14 protein-coding genes are annotated in these 17,303 nt (G+C 53.7%); 1 reads left to right on the top strand and 13 read right to left on the bottom strand.

Going from position 1 to position 17,303, the window contains the following annotated elements:
* Window positions 1-26: 26 nt before the first annotated feature.
* From kdsB to G163CM_RS09460, 13 genes are all read right to left on the bottom strand, one after another.
* Window positions 27-773, bottom strand: a complete 747-nt coding sequence (gene kdsB, locus G163CM_RS09400; protein WP_231827826.1) for a 3-deoxy-manno-octulosonate cytidylyltransferase — start codon at window positions 771-773, stop codon at window positions 27-29.
* Window positions 770-952: a protein YcaR gene (ycaR, locus tag G163CM_RS09405; protein WP_015965089.1), complete on the bottom strand. Its 183-nt coding sequence runs from the start codon at window positions 950-952 to the stop codon at window positions 770-772. The genes kdsB and ycaR overlap by 4 nt, the downstream gene beginning before the upstream one ends.
* 53 nt (window positions 953-1,005) lie before the next feature.
* A complete protein-coding gene (locus tag G163CM_RS09410) occupies window positions 1,006-2,235 on the bottom strand; it encodes a winged helix-turn-helix domain-containing protein (RefSeq protein WP_231827827.1) in 1,230 nt (409 codons plus the stop codon).
* A 41-nt stretch (window positions 2,236-2,276) separates the two neighbouring features.
* Window positions 2,277-3,257, bottom strand: coding sequence for a tetraacyldisaccharide 4'-kinase (lpxK, locus tag G163CM_RS09415; protein WP_231827828.1), 981 nt, complete (start codon window positions 3,255-3,257; stop codon window positions 2,277-2,279).
* On the bottom strand, window positions 3,254-5,002 hold the full coding sequence (msbA, locus tag G163CM_RS09420) for a lipid A ABC transporter ATP-binding protein/permease MsbA (RefSeq protein WP_231827829.1): 1,749 nt from the start codon (window positions 5,000-5,002) through the stop codon (window positions 3,254-3,256). Before msbA ends, lpxK begins: the two co-directional genes overlap by 4 nt.
* Before the next feature lie 36 nt (window positions 5,003-5,038).
* Window positions 5,039-7,306, bottom strand: coding sequence for a ComEC family protein (locus G163CM_RS09425; protein ID WP_231827830.1), 2,268 nt, complete (start codon window positions 7,304-7,306; stop codon window positions 5,039-5,041).
* A 238-nt stretch (window positions 7,307-7,544) separates the two neighbouring features.
* On the bottom strand, window positions 7,545-7,829 hold the full coding sequence (gene ihfB / locus G163CM_RS09430) for an integration host factor subunit beta (RefSeq protein ID WP_015965094.1): 285 nt from the start codon (window positions 7,827-7,829) through the stop codon (window positions 7,545-7,547).
* Between the two features lie 153 nt (window positions 7,830-7,982).
* A complete protein-coding gene (gene rpsA, locus G163CM_RS09435) occupies window positions 7,983-9,656 on the bottom strand; it encodes a 30S ribosomal protein S1 (RefSeq protein ID WP_015965095.1) in 1,674 nt (557 codons plus the stop codon).
* A 114-nt stretch (window positions 9,657-9,770) separates the two neighbouring features.
* Window positions 9,771-10,454: a (d)CMP kinase gene (gene cmk / locus G163CM_RS09440; RefSeq protein WP_015965096.1), complete on the bottom strand. Its 684-nt coding sequence runs from the start codon at window positions 10,452-10,454 to the stop codon at window positions 9,771-9,773.
* A 174-nt stretch (window positions 10,455-10,628) separates the two neighbouring features.
* On the bottom strand, window positions 10,629-11,396 hold the full coding sequence (gene loiP, locus G163CM_RS09445; RefSeq protein WP_231827831.1) for a metalloprotease LoiP: 768 nt from the start codon (window positions 11,394-11,396) through the stop codon (window positions 10,629-10,631).
* A 142-nt stretch (window positions 11,397-11,538) separates the two neighbouring features.
* Window positions 11,539-12,822, bottom strand: coding sequence for a 3-phosphoshikimate 1-carboxyvinyltransferase (gene aroA / locus G163CM_RS09450; RefSeq protein ID WP_015965098.1), 1,284 nt, complete (start codon window positions 12,820-12,822; stop codon window positions 11,539-11,541).
* A gap of 68 nt (window positions 12,823-12,890) precedes the next feature.
* Window positions 12,891-13,979: a 3-phosphoserine/phosphohydroxythreonine transaminase gene (serC, locus tag G163CM_RS09455; RefSeq protein ID WP_231827832.1), complete on the bottom strand. Its 1,089-nt coding sequence runs from the start codon at window positions 13,977-13,979 to the stop codon at window positions 12,891-12,893.
* Between the two features lie 189 nt (window positions 13,980-14,168).
* Window positions 14,169-14,861, bottom strand: a complete 693-nt coding sequence (locus tag G163CM_RS09460) for a DUF421 domain-containing protein (RefSeq protein WP_231827833.1) — start codon at window positions 14,859-14,861, stop codon at window positions 14,169-14,171.
* Between the two features lie 493 nt (window positions 14,862-15,354).
* On the opposite strand from G163CM_RS09460, the gene ycaO reads away from it, so the two are divergent.
* Window positions 15,355-17,121 (top strand): 30S ribosomal protein S12 methylthiotransferase accessory factor YcaO, encoded by a 1,767-nt coding sequence (ycaO, locus tag G163CM_RS09465; protein ID WP_231827834.1) that lies wholly within the window; start codon window positions 15,355-15,357, stop codon window positions 17,119-17,121.
* Window positions 17,122-17,303: the final 182 nt, after the last annotated feature.

Here is a 17,303-nt window from a genome sequence, read left to right on the forward strand (position 1 = left end):
CCCCCACGGATGCAGGGGCGAGAGGATTACTTCATTTCGGCGCGAACGCGTTCCAGATCTTCTGGCGTGTCAACGCCCGTACCCGGCACTTCCTCGGCAACGGCAACGTGAATTTTTTCGCCGTACCACAGCACGCGCAGCTGTTCGAGCATTTCAATCTGCTCAAGCGGGCTCGGCACCCAGCCAACGTAGCGGCGAATAAATCCGGCGCGATAGCCGTAGATACCAATGTGGCGCAGCAGGGAATCGCCTACCGTTTCACGGCTTTTGGCAAAATGGTCGCGATCCCACGGAATGGTGGCGCGGGAGAAATAGAGCGCATAACCCTCTTTATCCATCACCACTTTCACCGCATTCGGGTTAAACGCTTCTTCCGCATTGTCGATAGGCACCGCAAGCGTGGCCATTCCGGCTTTGCTGGCCGCGAGGTTTTCCGCCACCTGACGAATGATGACCGCCGGGATCATTGGCTCATCGCCCTGCACGTTCACCACGATGGTGTCATCGCTGAAGCCGCATTTCTCAACCACTTCAGCCAGACGCTCGGTACCGGACTGATGATCGGCGCGGGTCATGCACACTTCACCACCGGCGGCTTCCACGGCTTTCGCCACGTCAGCATGGTCGGTCGCCACGATGATGCGATCCGCGCCCGATTCGCGCGCGCGTTCCAGCACGTGAACAATCATCGGCTTGCCGTTGATATCCTGTAGCGGTTTACCCGGCAGGCGAGTGGAAGCGAATCGCGCCGGAATAATAACGACAAAACTCATGGTCTGCTCTCTTCTGCCGCCAGCGGGCGCGCTTCATGCTCTAACAGAACCGGGATCCCATCGCGGAACGGGAACGCCAGGTTATCAATCTTGCAAATCAGTTCCTGCTTATCCTGGCTGTAGTAGAGTTTGCCGTTACAAACCGGGCAGGCGATAATTTCTAATAAACGGTGATCCATGGTTCCTCCTGATGCACCGGGTAGGCCTCGATGCAGCATATCATAGTGCCATCTCAGGCAACGTCAATTTCCCAGCCATCCCGCTGATGCAAAAAGAGCTTTTCCGGCAGCCGTTGTAGGCGGATCCGGTTAGCGCCTTGCCAACGGGCAAAATCATCCAGCGCCTGTTTCAGGCCTTTTTCCAGCGAGGCGCTCACGCGTGTTCCCTCCTCCAGATAAAGCGCGAAAACATCCAGCACACCCTCTTTACGGTGCATTTTACTGTCGATGCGCCCCACCAGCTTACCCTGATGCAACAACGGCAACACAAAATAGCCGTACTGACGTTTAGGTGCCGGGGTATAGCATTCCAGCCGATAGGTAAAATCAAAAAATTGTTCCGCGCGTTTGCGATCCCAGACAACTGGGTCGAAGGGAGAAAGCACGGCGCTGTGCGTGGCGTTCAGTTTGCCCTCCGCCGCCAGCGCAAGTTGGGGCAGCAGGTCGGTGTGAACCCACATCTCGCCCATTTGCTCAACCTGTACGGGCACCGCCTGTTGCGCATCGTGCCAGCGTTTGAGTAACGTGGAAAGATTCGGCTGACGCAGGCGATAGTAATCTGCCAGCCACTGCGGGCGAAATATTCCCAGGCTACGCGCGCTGTTTTCCAGCATCAGCGCTTCTGCGTCTTCCTGCGATAGCGCGTGCAGTTCATCCTGCCAGCCAGGCATCACACGGTGCGTGAGGTCATAGACGCGCTGAAAGTTACGCCGCTCCACCACCATCACCTTGCCTGCGGTAAACAACCCTTCCAGATGACGTTTGTGCGGTTTCCATTCCCACCAGCCGCTTGCGCCTTTTCGCGGGTGGACAAAATCTGCGGAACGCACCGGGCCATTTTCAGCGATATGCGTGATAAGCGCGTCAATCTCTTCTGCGTGCTCAGCCATCCACTCCGGATGGTATTTCCAGCCCATATTATGCGGCGAGAGCATTTTGTGACGAACCAGCGGGAAATCCGAGCGAGGAAGAAAACAGGCTTCGTGCGCCCAGTATTCCATCAGTTCGCCACGAAGCAGCGCGTCATCCAGCCAGCTTTGCGGATAAGCGCCAAGGCGACTGAAGAGAACAAGATAGGGGCTGCGGGCGACAACGTTAATGGTGTCGATTTGCAGCAGTGACATGCGTTGAATAGTGGCAAGAACATCCGCCGGTTTCGCCTGACGCCGTGGGCGTTTGAGTAACCCCTGCGCAGCCAGATGGAGATGACGCGCGGCGCTGAGGGTCAAGTGCATCTCTGACATGTCACATCCCCGTATTCCGCCCGCGCGCCTTACCGTTTCGGTTATTGTTGCGCCAGAGCGACCAGTTCCTGAAGTAAACGTTGCGCCCGCTTGCCGTTCAGTTCGGCATCAACCGGCAGATACCACCAGTTGGTCTTAGCAAACGCGCGGCATTTCACCGCATCCTTTTCGGTCATGATGAGCGTTTGCCCCGGCGCAGTTAGCGCCTCGACATCCGCAAGCGTCAGCGCCTGATGATCGGCCAGGGCAACGGTTTTGACCGGGTGCAGGCCGCTATTTTCAAGCGTGGTAAAGAAACGAGGAGGATGACCGATACCGGCCATCGCCACCACATCGTGCAATTCGGTAAGCGCCCGACGTTCGCCGGTCAGCAGGTTTACCGCCAGGCCAGGCTGTAGGCGCATCGGGATTTCTCCCGCCTGCGCTGTACCGCCATTGGTAACGATCGCATCGACCGATTTTAGTCGAGACGCACGTTCGCGCATCGGCCCGGCGGGCAGCCACCAGCCGTTGCCAAAACGACGTACGCCATCGACAACGACAATTTCTTTATCCCGCGCCAGGCGATAGTGTTGCAGGCCGTCGTCGGTGATGATGAGTTGTACAGTATGCGCAGCCAGCAGTGCTTTGACCGCGTCCGAACGAACAGGCGATACCGCTACCGGCGCGCCCGTGCGCTGGAAAATAAGCACCGGTTCATCACCGGCCTGGGCAGTGGTGGTTTGCGCGTCCAGCAGCAGCGGATACGTTTCCGCTTTGCCGCCATAGCCGCGAGACACCACACCAACGCGAATGCCCTGCTGCTGGAGCTGTTCGACCAGCCAAATCACCACCGGCGTCTTACCGTTGCCGCCCGCCGTCAGGTTACCCACGACCACAACCGGCACCGGTGCGCGCCAGGCCTTTTTAAGGCCCAGCTTATAGCTCAGGCGGATAAGCCCGCTCACCAGGCCGTAAAGCCAGGAGAGCGGTAACAGCAGCAACCAGAGCGGTGATTCGCCCGACCAGATGCGCGCTATCATTCGCCAAATTGCATCTTGTGCAGTTGTGCGTATACGCCGCGATGGGCCAGCAGATCCGTATGGCTACCGCGTTCAACGATACGACCATCTTCCACCACCACAATTTCGTCCGCCTGTTCGATAGTCGACAGACGGTGCGCAATCACCAGTGAGGTACGGTTTTTCTGCAACTCATCAAGTGCAGACTGAATCGCACGTTCCGATTCCGTATCCAGCGCAGAGGTGGCTTCGTCAAGAATCAGGATTGGGCTGTCGCGCAGCAGCGCACGGGCTATGGCAATACGCTGACGCTGGCCGCCGGAGAGCAGAACGCCGTTTTCACCGATAACCGTGTCCAGACCTTGATCCATCTTATTGATGAAGTCCATGGCATAGGCCATTTCCGCGGCTTTTTCAATCTGCTCGCGGCTGAACTCTTCGGTGCGCGCATAAGCAATGTTATTGGCAACGGTATCGTTGAACAGGTGAACGTTTTGCGATACCAGCGCAACCTGATTACGCAGTGACGCCAGGGTGTACTCACGCAGGTCATGCCCGTCGAGCAGAATTTCACCCTTGTCGATATCGTAGAAGCGGGTGATCAGGCTCGCAATAGTTGATTTACCTGAGCCCGAACGCCCTACCAGCGCCACCGTTTTGCCTTCCGGAATAGACAGGTTGATATCGCGCAGCGCAGGCGTTTCACGGCCAGGATAGGTAAAGGTGACATTACGGAACTCAAGGTCGCCTTTCGCACGTTCAACCACGCGAGTACCTTCGTCTTTTTCCTGCTCGCTATCGAGGATAGCAAACAGCGTCTGGCAGGCAGCCATCCCGCGCTGGAACTGCGCGTTGACGTTAGTCAGCGATTTCAGCGGGCGCATCAGGGCAATCATGGATGAGAAGACCACGGTGATAGTACCGGCAGTCAGGGTTTCCATGACGCTTGGGAAGCTTGCGGCATACAGGACAAAAGCCAGCGCCAGAGAAGCAATCAGCTGAATGATCGGGTCAGAGATAGAAGACGCAGAAACCATTTTCATGCCCTGCAGACGCATCTTATTGCTGACTTTATCGAAGCGTTTGGTCTCAACCTGCTGACCACCGAAAATCAGCACCTCTTTGTGCCCTTTCAGCATCTGCTCTGCACTGGTGGTCACCTGCCCCATCGTGTTTTGCATATTTTTACTGATGTTACGGAAGCGCTTAGAAACCACACGGATAGCAATCGACACAATCGGCGCCAGCACGATGAGGATCAGCGACAGCTGCCAGCTGTAGTAGAACATCATGATGAACAGACCGATGATCGATGCGCCTTCACGCACGACGGTAATCAGCGCGCTGGAAGAAGACGATGCCACCTGCTCGGAGTCGTATGTAATACGAGAAAGCAGCGTACCGGTAGATTGCTTATCGAAGAAGGAGACGGGCATCCCCATCATGTGACTGAATAAGCGACGGCGCACGGTCATAACGACCTTGCCGGAAACCCAGGAGATGCAATAACTGGAGATGTAACTGGTGACGCCCCTGAGGATCATCAGACCAATTACCACCAATGGCATCCATAACAGCACTGACCTGTCCGTTTTACCAAAACCATCATCCAGTAATGGTTTGAGGAGCGATAGCATAAAGGTATCACTGGCTGCGTTGAAGATTAACGCAACCGCAGCCACAATCAGCCCTGCTTTAAATGGCGCAATAGTCGGCCAGAGTCGGCGGAAGGTCTGCCACGTGGAGAGATCTTTGTCGTTCTGCATTCAAAAAACCAGCTTATGTTGAAATAGCCGCATATTCTACCCGTTATCCTGCCCCTCGCCAAACCACTGATGATACCAACGAGGTAAAAGTTGATCGCGTAAGCCTTCTATTTTCCACTTATTGGTGAAAAAAGTGACCGTAATCTGCCCCTGATGCGGAGTATCGAACCATGCATAATTATGCTGTTGATAGCGCGCCTTCACTTTCGACGAAGGCAGACGCCACGCGTTATAGCGGGATGCGGAAGCCAACGCGGCTTGCCCGTTAACCTGCTGTAATAACGCGATGCCGGACGAGGTATTACTGCCATGATGCGGCACCTGAATAATTGTAGACCTAAGATACTGCCAGTAATGGCTTTGCATGGCCATTTCCGCCGATAACTCAATGTCGCCCGTCAGCAAAACGCTGTTTTTGCCATCATCGACACGAATAACACAGGAACCGTTATTACCAATTTGTCTGTTTGCTGATAACGGCCAGAGCACCCGAAATGATAATCCCTGCCATTGCCAGGCATCACCACGAAAACATCCCTGATGCCCTTTCCAACCTAAAGGGCTTCGTACCCAGCTTTTTGGCCAGGCATTATGCAGGCTGTCAAAACCACCTCGATGGTCCAGATGCTCATGGCTCAGGATAATCCCCTCCGGGGTCAGATTACGCCAGCGCAGCCAGGGAATAATCAGCTGCGTTCCGCTATCGCCTCCAGGCCACGCCAGCCCGGTATCATAAACAATCGCTCTATTATGTCGCGAGATAACGACGGAAAGCCCCTGCCCCACGTCCAGCATAGTAACCTGCCAACGATCGTCAGGCGTTGAACGCCATAGGGGATAGGTGAACAGCGCCACGCCTGACAGATAGAGCGCAGGAAAAGTACGCCAGCCGTGAAGCCGCCATACGATAATCAGCATCCACGGAATGAGCGTTGCCCACGCCCAGCGCGAATCCACGCTTAGCCAGCCGTCTGGCAAGCTACGCAGATACGCAAATACCCATCCCATAACCGTGTCAGCGCAAAACCAGACCACCGTCTCAAGTGCCATCGGCCCGCTCAGGTGAAGTAGCATTCCCAGAAGCACCAACGGTACGACCACAAACGTCACCACCGGTACCGCCAGCAGATTCGCCACCAGCGAAGTGGTGCTGACACCATGAAACAGCAGCACTTGTAAGGGGGTCAGCAAAAGCATCAACCCCAGTTGCAGGTAGAGCATTTCTTTCAGGAAACGCAGTGGCGCACGCCCTTTCCAGCGCGGTGGCGGCACCCACTGATACCAGAAAATTAGCGTGGCTACCGCGAAGGCAGAGAGCCAAAGGCTGTCTGACAGCACCGCTAATGGGTCAATTAACACAATAGCCGCGATGCAGCATAGCCAGACGTCCCAACCGTGCCATCGCCGCCCGGATAGCCGCAGCAGCGTCCAGATCCCTCCTGCCACCACCGTGCGTACCGCGGGGGGCTGTAATCCGGTGAGCCAGGCGTAAAGGAAACTGCAGACGAATGCCCCAACCAGCGGGAGCCGCCAGTTAATATAACGACACGGCAGGAAAAACTGTATGGCGCGAATGAGTAGCCAACCCAGCGATGCGCCCAGCGCGATATGTAACCCGGAAATCGCCATCAGATGCGACGTTCCGGTTTGCTGCATCAGCCGTTTTATCTCCGGATTAACGCTCAGACGCTCACCGAGCCCTAATGCCAGCAGCACATCGCGCCATCGGTAGTCTGTTAGAGTAGCCCTTAACGATGCCAGAAACTGCGCTCGCAGGCTGCATGCTGCATCCAGCGGTGTCGCATCAATTAACCGCCCGGTAAGCGGCTGATGCTGTGACAGCGCGTAGCGTTGAGAATCAAACCCACCGTCGTTGAGCTGGCCGTGCACGGCACGCGCGCGGATGGTCATCGCCCAGCGCTGGCCTGCACAGGGCGGCTGCGGCAGGTAGTTGCCATACAGCGTAATGACCGGCGCCGGAAAAAGGCGCTGCCCGTTGATGCGGACAATTTTCCCCTGATGCGTGGTTTGCCCGTCAGTCTGGCTAAGCACTATCTCGACGGTCTGATTTTTTCCGGGAATACGCAGCGCAGGCAGTTGCACCTGCCAGGCGGCCAGCATGCCCCAGCAAAAAAGTAGCCCCACGATACACAGCATGCGTACACCCGGTTTCGGGAAAATCAACGCTAACAGGCTGAGAACAACAATTGCCGCCTGTATGGCAGGCAAAGGCGGAAGCACAGGTAGCCAAAGCAAAGGCGTCACGCCCAGGAGCACGCAGCAGGCAAAAAGTGGTACACGCATCAACACCTCCTTGTTGTGCTGAGTGTCGCGCGTGCGCCACGCCTTGTCGTGGGGCAAAAGAAGAAGCGTCGAGGCGTCTTCCAGACAATTTTACAGTTGCAGCAAACGGGGAAACGTTATGCGAGGAGGATTCAGAAAACGGGGGAAGTGACGGTGATGTTGGAGCGCAAGAAATGAAAAAAGCACCCGTAGGTGCTTTTTTCGCAATCAAGTTAAACCGTTAACGGACGGCACAAACTCAATCGTAAATATTGGCGCGATCGCGCAGTTCTTTACCCGGCTTAAAGTGCGGCACATATTTGCCTTCAAGTTCTACTTTATCGCCAGTCTTCGGGTTACGCCCGGTACGTGGTGCTCGATAGTGCAGGGAGAAGCTGCCGAAACCGCGGATTTCAATGCGCTCACCCTGTGCGAGGGTTGAGGCCATATGCTCCAGCATCTCTTTTACCGCATCTTCCACTGCTTTTGCAGGGATGTGAGATTGCTGGCTGGCAAGTCTTTCAATCAATTCTGACTTGGTCATGATTCCTCCGGTTTCCTTTCAAGGAAAATTAGCTAACAGCTTAAACAAGGGCGGCCGTAGCCGCCCTTTGTGCTTGATTACAGAACGAAAACCGTAATCTGTCAAGTAATCTCATGATTCTTCGGCTGATAATCAGACCGAAGAGTAAGAGAATTACTCGCCTTTAGCTGCTTTGAATGCTTCAGCCATTGCGTTGGAGAAGTTGCCGTCTTCCTGTTTGTTGTTAACAGTAGCGATTGCATCTTTCTCGTCAGCTTCGTCTTTAGCACGTACAGACAGGCTGATTGCACGGTTTTTGCGGTCAACACCGGTGAATTTAGCTTCAACGTCGTCGCCAACGCTCAGAACCAGAGTTGCATCTTCAACGCGGTCACGGGATGCTTCAGAAGCACGCAGGTAACCTTCAACGCCGTCAGCCAGTTCTACGGTTGCGCCTTTAGCGTCAACTGCAGTCACTTTACCGTTTACGATAGCGCCTTTCTTGTTCAGAGCAACCCAGTTGTTGAACGGATCTTCTGCGAGCTGTTTAACGCCCAGGGAGATACGTTCACGTTCTGCGTCAACCTGCAGTACAACTGCAGCGATTTCGTCGCCTTTTTTGTATTCACGTACTGCTTCTTCGCCTGCAACGTTCCAGGAGATGTCAGACAGGTGAACCAAGCCATCGATGCCGCCGTCCAGGCCGATGAAGATACCGAAGTCAGTGATAGACTTGATTTTACCTTCAACACGGTCACCCTTGTTGTGGGTTTCCGCGAACTGCTGCCATGGGTTGTTTTTGCACTGTTTCAGGCCCAGGGAGATACGACGACGTTCTTCGTCGATATCCAGAACCATAACTTCCACTACGTCGCCAACGTTAACAACTTTGGACGGGTGGATGTTTTTGTTGGTCCAATCCATTTCGGAAACGTGAACCAGGCCTTCAACGCCTTCTTCGATTTCAACGAAGCAGCCGTAGTCGGTCAGGTTGGTTACGCGACCGGTCAGTTTGGTACCTTCCGGATAACGTTTAGCGATAGCTACCCACGGATCTTCGCCCAGCTGTTTCAGGCCCAGAGATACACGGGTACGTTCGCGGTCGAATTTCAGCACTTTAACAGTGATTTCGTCGCCAACATTTACGATTTCGCTCGGATGCTTAACGCGTTTCCATGCCATGTCGGTGATGTGCAGCAGGCCGTCAACGCCACCCAGATCAACGAATGCACCGTAGTCAGTGAGGTTCTTAACGATACCTTTAACTTCCATGCCTTCTTGCAGGTTTTCCAGCAGCTGATCGCGTTCTGCGCTGTTTTCGGATTCGATAACGGCACGACGGGAAACAACGACGTTGTTACGTTTCTGATCAAGCTTGATTACTTTGAACTCAAGCTCTTTGCCTTCCAGGTGCAGAGTATCGCGAACCGGACGAACGTCTACCAGAGAACCCGGCAGGAACGCACGAATACCGTTCAGCTCAACAGTGAAGCCACCTTTAACTTTGCCGTTGATAACACCGGTAACAGTTTCAGCTTCTTCGTATGCTTTTTCCAGCGTGATCCAGGCCTCGTGACGCTTAGCTTTCTCACGGGACAGCAGGGTTTCACCGAAGCCGTCTTCTACTGCATCCAGAGCAACGTCAACTTCGTCACCAACCTGGATTTCCAGTTCGCCAGCTGCGTTTTTGAACTGTTCTGCCGGAATTGCAGACTCAGATTTCAGGCCCGCATCAACCAGAACGACGTCTTTGTCGATAGAGACAACAACGCCACGAACGATGGAACCCGGGCGGGTTTCGATTTCTTTTAAGGATTCTTCAAAGAGTTGAGCAAAAGATTCAGTCATGTTTAATCTTCAGGTTTCATATTTAACGTCCACCTGACTCCGTGTCGGATGGGGTTGTTTAACATACCCGCTGTCACTCCATTGCAACGGGGGTACTGCAAATTCGGTCGCGTATTAAGCGAGAGCCAACTTTTGGCGCGCGTATTGTAGCGCTTTTTCAATCACTTGCTCAATGCTTAAGGTGGTGGAATCCAACACTAAAGCATCAGCAGCCGGAACCAGCGGTGCCACGGCGCGGTTGCGATCGCGGTCGTCTCGTTCCTGTATCTCGGCCAAAAGGCGTTCAAAGTTAACACTAAAGCCCTTTTCCTGCAACTGTAGCATGCGGCGATTGGCACGCTCTTCCGATGAAGCGTCGAGGAAAATTTTTACTGGCGCATCAGGGAATACCACGGTGCCCATATCGCGGCCATCGGCGATTAAGCCCGGCGCTTCACGAAACGCGCGCTGACGGCGCAGAAGCGCTTCGCGAACGCGAGGAAAAGCTGCCACTTGTGAAGCGGCATTCGCCACTTCCTGGGTACGGATTTCACCGCTAACGTCTTCCCCTTCCAGAATCACTTCCAGGTTGCCTTCCGTCGAGACAAAACGCACATCCAGGTGAGCGGCCAGCGGAACCAGCGCATCTTCCGACGTCACATCAACGTGGTGATGCAGCGCGGCCAGCGCCAGAACACGATAGATGGCTCCCGAGTCCAATAAATGCCACTGTAAAGCCTCAGCCATCGCTTTACACAGGGTGCCTTTACCCGCACCGCTTGGTCCATCAATTGTGATTACCGGGGCAACTGCCGTCATCTTTATCTCCTTCAACACAAGGCGTATAGAACCTAAACGCGCGCATTATACGCATGTCTACGCCTGACAGTTACCTTTGTCTGCGAATTACGGAATTAACGCCAAAAATGGTAGGAATAGTGAACACTAATTATAGCGGGCTGGCACAGGGCCAGCCCGAAAGATGACAATGTTTTACTTTTTGTCAGAAGCGATACGTTCGCGGATATGCTGCGCACGTTCGGTTGAAGGCGGGTGGGAATCAAACATTGATTTGGTGTGCCCGGAGTCCAGGCTTGCCAGTTTGTCGAAGCTGCCGACCAGACCCTGGGTGCTGATACCGCGTTTTTTCAGCAGATCGTAAGAGAAGTCATCGGCTTCAGACTCTTTATCACGTGAGTATTTCGCATTGATGGCACCTTCCGCGATATCGCCAAGCTGAGAACGAGAAAGTTGTGCTGCCACGCCGCTGGTTGCGGAGATGGCATCTCGCGCGGCAACGACCGCATAAGAAGCTTTCATTTCAGCCAGTGAGTGACCAAGCGCGACGTGACCCAGTTCATGACCGAGAACACCTTCAATTTCGTTGTCGTTCATCATGTCCATCAGGCCGCTATAAACGCGTACACAGCCGTTAGCCATCGCCCAGGCGTTCACGTCGCTGGTCATGTAAACCTTATAGTTAACCGGTGTGCCGTTGATGTTATTGCCCAGCGCTTTGGCGATTTTCGCCAGGCGTTTGCTGTATTTGCTGGATGAGCCAGCTATTTGATTCTGGCTGTCCAGTTCCTGACAGCCCTGGTTAGCAATGGCTTTGGCATCTGCGTCATTCAGGGTTGCCGCTTTGTAAGCTGACATTCCTGAACTGATCGCCATGTTGGTGTCGATGCCGTGAGTATTTTGGCAGCCGCTGAGTAGCGTAGCGGAAACAGCCAGCGCCAGCAGAAGTTTAGCATTCTTCATGTGAATCATCCGTTGATTATATATAAATTATCTAAATATCAATAAGTTAACAAAGCAATCAAGATTATCACCATGAGCAGGGCGCAGAAAGTCCGAAAAAAAACGCCGACACAAGGTCGGCGTTGTTGGATTACGATTTAAATTAAGCCAGCGTGCTAATACGCGCCAGCTGTTCGAAGTAGTCCGGGAAGGTTTTCGCCGTACATTTCGGGTCAAGGATGGTTACCGGTGTATCCGACAGCGCCACCAGCGAGAAGCACATCGCCATGCGGTGATCGTTGTAGGTGCCAATTTCGGCAAACTGCAATTTTGTCGGCGGAGTGACGCGAATGTAATCTTCGCCCTCTTCCACTTCCGCGCCTACTTTGCGCAGCTCTGTCGCCATCGCAAACAGACGGTCGGTCTCTTTTACGCGCCAGTTATAGATGTTACGCAGCGTAGTGGTGCCTTTGGCAAATAACGCTGCCGTGGCAATCGTCATCGCCGCATCGGGAATATGGTTCATGTCCATATCAATGGCATTCAGTTCACCACGGGTACAGGCGATGTAGTCATCACCCCAGGTGATAGTTGCGCCCATTTTCTCCAGCACATCGGCGAAGCGGATATCGCCCTGCACGCTGTTACGCCCAATACCGGTCACTTTTACTGTCCCGCCACGGATTGCGCCCGCCGCCAGGAAATAGGACGCAGACGAGGCATCGCCTTCCACCAGATACTGACCCGGAGAGTGATACTGCTGGCCGCCGCGTACGACAAAGCGTTGATAATGTTGGTTTTCCACCTCAACACCAAACGTTTTCATCAGGTGCAGGGTGATGTCGATATACGGTTTAGAAACCAGATCGCCTTTGATGGTGATGGTGGTGTCATTCGGCGCCAGCGGCGCGGTCATCAGTAGCGCCGTCAGGAACTGGCTGGAAACGGTACCGTCAACCTCAACGTTTCCGCCGCTAAAGCCACCCTGCAAACGCAGCGGAGGATAATTTTCCTGCTCGAGATACGTGATTTGCGCCCCGCCCTGACGCAGCGCGTCAACCAGGTGACCAATTGGGCGCTCTTTCATGCGCGGTTCGCCAGTCAGGACGATATCGTTGTGGCCCAGGCAGAGCGCCGCCGCCAGAGGACGCATCGCCGTGCCCGCGTTCCCGAGGAACAATTCCAGTGATTCATTGGCCTGCAACGGACCTGCGTTACCCGTGACTTCACAACGGGTGCGATCGGCAGACAAGGTGTAATGAATTCCCAGCGCACTCAGCGCATTCAGCATGTGGCGAACATCGTCACTGTCCAGCAGGTTAGTCAGGACAGTGGTGCCGCGTGCTAAAGCTGCCAGCAGCAAGGCGCGGTTAGAGACACTTTTTGAACCAGGCAGGTTAATGGTGCCATCAACACGCGCAATGGGTTGTAACGTCAGGGATTCCATGAAACTCAACTCTCAAAATCGACAATAAAAACCCCCGCAGAATACTGCGGGGGATGAAAACGTAAAAATTAACCGTGGCGACGTTCGAAGTCCTGCATGAAATCGGTCAATGCCTGAACGCCCGCCAGCGGCATCGCGTTATAGATTGACGCACGCATCCCGCCAACGACACGGTGGCCTTTCAGCGAATGCAGGCCCGCCGCGAAGGACTCTTCCAGGAAGACTTTATCCAGTGCGCTGTCCGCCAACTGGAACGGAATGTTCATGCGAGAACGGTTAGACGCCGCCACATCGTTACGATAGAAATCGCTGTTGTCGATAACGCCATACAGCAATTCAGCTTTCTGCTGGTTGATGCGTTCCATTGCCGCCACGCCGCCCTGCTCTTTCAGCCATTTGAAGACCAGGCCCGCCAGATACCAGGCGAAAGTCGGCGGGGTGTTGAACATGGAATCATTCTCGTTCAGTACGGAGTAATCCAGAATGGACGGGCAGGCAATATTAGCTTTGCCGAGCAGATCTTCACGCACAATCACCAGCGTCAAGCCTGCCGGGCCGATGTTTTTCTGCGCACCTGCGTAAATCACGCCAAAGCGGCTGACGTCAATCGGGCGGGAAAGAATGGTCGAGGAAAAGTCGGCGGCAACGACCACATCTTTACCGAAATTCGGGGTTTCATCGATAGCGATGCCATCAATCGTTTCATTTGGGCAATAGTGCAGGTACGCAGCATTGTCAGAAAGCTGCCATTCGCTCATCGGCGTCACGGCGCGCTTGCCGTCAACGGTGATTTTGGCGTCAATCACGTTCGGCGTGCAGTATTTCTTCGCTTCTTTTACTGCGCTGGCGGCCCAGTAACCGGCGTCAACGTAGTCTGCGGTAGTTTTATCACCCAAAATGTTCAGCGGAACGCCAGCGAACTGGCCGCGACCACCGCCATGGCAGAACAACACTTTATAGTTGGAAGGGATATTGAGCAGGTCACGAAAATCCTTTTCTGCTTCTTCCGCCACGTGGATAAACTCTTTCCCACGGTGGCTAACTTCCATTACTGATGTACCCAATCCGTTCCAGTCGCGTAATTCGTTTTGCGCCTGTTTAAGGACATCTGCCGGTAGCATTGCCGGACCCGAACTGAAATTAAAGACCTGAGCCATTTCCCCTCACCACGTTGCAATGTTGTCTACCCGCGCGCGTTTGCACGGATATAAGTTATTCCTGTGGATATCGGTTTTATCATTCAGTGACACGCACCGCAATGGATAATACTGGACGGTCAGAAAACGTGGCATAAGTCACACAACAGAATCTTCCATATTGACGAGTGAAAATGGAGAAATCCGCTATCAGGTGACGCGTTTTGCGGTGCTGGCCTTCGACCATTCTGGATTTGTGCAGCGGGGACATAATTGATGTTCCCGGGCATTAAAGTGAAAAATCGCGCTGCACCGAACGCAGGCATAGTCCGCCGCCTCGGGAACCGTGGTAAAGCGCGAGACACAGCTCGACGGTAAAATCACCAAACCGGCCTTTACGTCATCATCGGGATAGTAATAAATGCTGATTTGCCCGTTCGTCTCCATAATGGCCAACCGCACCTGCCCGAGTTGCTCGACGCCGCCCAGCCGCAGTTCCATAAAAAACTCAAACTCGGTCATGTTCTCAGACTGCAAACGTTCCCACGCCAGCTCGCCCTCTTCCACCACAATGACCGGTTTCCCCTCCAGCAAATCTTCCAGTTTTTCGCTACGCGACATCAGCCACATCACCAGCCGATAAAGGGCAGCCAGAGTGATAAACACCACCAGCACCGGCAGCATAGGCACATCGTCATAAAATGCCACATCGCCTGCGGCGGAGCCTAGCGTCAGGATGATGAGCACTTCAAACAGCGACATCTGCCGCACGCCACGCCGGCCGGTGATTTTCAGGAACAGGAAAACGAGTATGAAAGTGTAGAGCGAACGCAGCGCCACTTCGCCGAGGAAGTCCAGCGGGACTTTATCCAGCGCCATACGGTGTAGGTCGAACGATTTCATTTTATTACCTGAATGGGGAGTTGCGATAAGAATAGACCAGGCGGGGAGAGTCTGCGGGGAAAGGGGTTGTCAGCTGTTTTTGCAGCAGTGAGCAATGTCGATACAGTGCAGGAAGACCATGACTGTCTCTAAGCTGCCTGTACGGCAGTGAACCGATCAAGACCGTTATAACAGCGAATCCGAAATTTCTAAGCTGCCTGTACGGCAGTGAACTGAACCCTTTCCATTCTATCGAACTGTTTTCTTAGATAAAAACACTAATACCGCCCATTGCACCCTATTTTTCTCCCCCCATAATCCCTGACGAAAAATCAATAACTTACGATCACCCACAAAAAAAGGGTTCCGCTGCATACTACGCATCCTCGCTTGCCGTCCTCCCTTTCTGAAGTCACCCCCTTTCCTAATTCAACCATCAAATCAATGAATATGGCGTCATTCATCCAAACCCCGTATGATTGCGCGCTTTCCGTACGATAAAAATGAGACCGTCATGACGCAAACCTATATCCCCGGCAAAGATGCCGCACTGGAAGATTCCATCGCTCGCTTCCAGCAAAAACTGCTCGATCTGGGCTTTGACATCGAAGAGGCCTCCTGGCTGAATCCGGTGCCGAACGTCTGGTCAGTACATATCCGCGACAAAGCGTGCTCGCTGTGCTTTACCAACGGTAAAGGCGCAACCAAAAAAGCCGCGCTGGCGTCTGCGTTAGGGGAATATTTCGAGCGCCTGTCAACCAACTACTTCTTCGCCGATTTCTGGCTGGGCGAGAAAATCGCTAAAGGCCCATTCGTGCATTATCCGAACGAAAAATGGTTCCCGATCCCGGAAGACGATGAGCTGCCGGAAGGCCTGCTCGATACGCGTCTGCGCGCGTTCTACGATCCTGACGATCAGTTGACCGGCAGCCTGATGGTCGATCTGCAATCGGGCAATACCGATCGCGGTGTTTGCGGCCTGCCGTTTACGCGCCAGTCTGACGGTGAAACCATTTATATCCCGATGAACATCGTCGGCAACCTGTACGTTTCTAACGGTATGTCTGCGGGCAACACCGCTAACGAAGCACGCGTGCAGGGTCTGTCGGAAGTGTTTGAGCGTCATATCAAAAACCGCATTATCGCTGAGAGCATTAGCCTGCCGGAGATCCCGAAAGAGGTAATGGCGCGCTATCCTGGCGTCGTAGCGTCGATTGAGAAACTGGAAGCGGAAGGTTTCCCTATCTTCGCTTACGACGGCTCTTTAGGGGGTAAATATCCGGTTATCTGTGTCGTGCTGTTCAACCCGGCAAACGGCACCTGCTTTGCCTCCTTCGGCGCGCACCCGGACTTTGGCGTCGCGCTGGAACGTACCGTTACGGAACTGCTGCAGGGCCGTGGTCTGAAAGATCTGGACGTGTTCACGCCGCCAACCTTTGATGATGAAGAAGTCGCCGAGCATGCCAACCTGGAAACTCACTTCATCGATTCCAGCGGTTTGATCTCCTGGGATCTCTTTAAGCAGGATGCCGACTATCCGTTTGTGGACTGGAATTTCTCCGGCACCACCGAAGAAGAGTTCGCGACCCTGATGGCGATTTTCAACGCCGAAGATAAAGAAGTGTACATCGCGGATTACGAGCATTTAGGCGTCTACGCCTGCCGTATTCTGGTGCCGGGAATGTCGGATATCTATCCGGCAGAAGATCTGTGGCTCGCGAACAATAATATGGGCAGCCACCTGCGTGAGACAATTCTGACCCTGCCAGACAGTGAGTGGGAAAAAGAAGAGTACCTGAATCTGATTGAACAGCTTGATGAAGAAGGTCTGGACGATTTCACCCGCGTACGTGAACTGCTGGGCCTGGCAACAGGCAAGGATAATGGTTGGTACACCCTGCGCGTCGGTGAGTTGAAAGCGATGCTCGCGCTGGCCGGTGGCGATCTGGAACAGGCACTGATCTGGACCGAGTGGACAATGGAATTCAACGCGTCAATCTTTAGCGCCGAGCGTGCGAATTATTATCGTTGCCTGCAAACCTTATTACTGCTGTCGCAGGAAGAAGAACGCCAGCCGCTACAATATCTGAATGCGTTTATTCGTATGTACGGTGCTGAAGCCGTAGAAGCTGCCAGCGCCGCGCTGAGCGGCGAAGCACCGTTCTACGGTTTACAAGCCGTGGATAGCGATCTCGAAGCCTTCCCTGCGCACCAGTCGCTACTGCAAACCTACGAAAAACTGCAGTGTGCAAAAGCTGCGTTTTGGTCAAAGCAGGGCTAAAAAGACCGGAGAATAAGTAGGTTTAAAGATTACTCTACGCTATATTATGGGGCCGTTTAACGGCCCTTTTTTTATTTCTAAAATGCCGTAAATTAATTTGTGATAATTACGTTACGCACAAGTAAACACTATTATTGGTAGCTTACCAATAATGTTAATTTAAATGATCATTACTCCATTTT

Source organism: Pseudocitrobacter corydidari, from assembly GCF_021172065.1.
Lineage (GTDB): Bacteria > Pseudomonadota > Gammaproteobacteria > Enterobacterales > Enterobacteriaceae > Pseudocitrobacter > Pseudocitrobacter corydidari.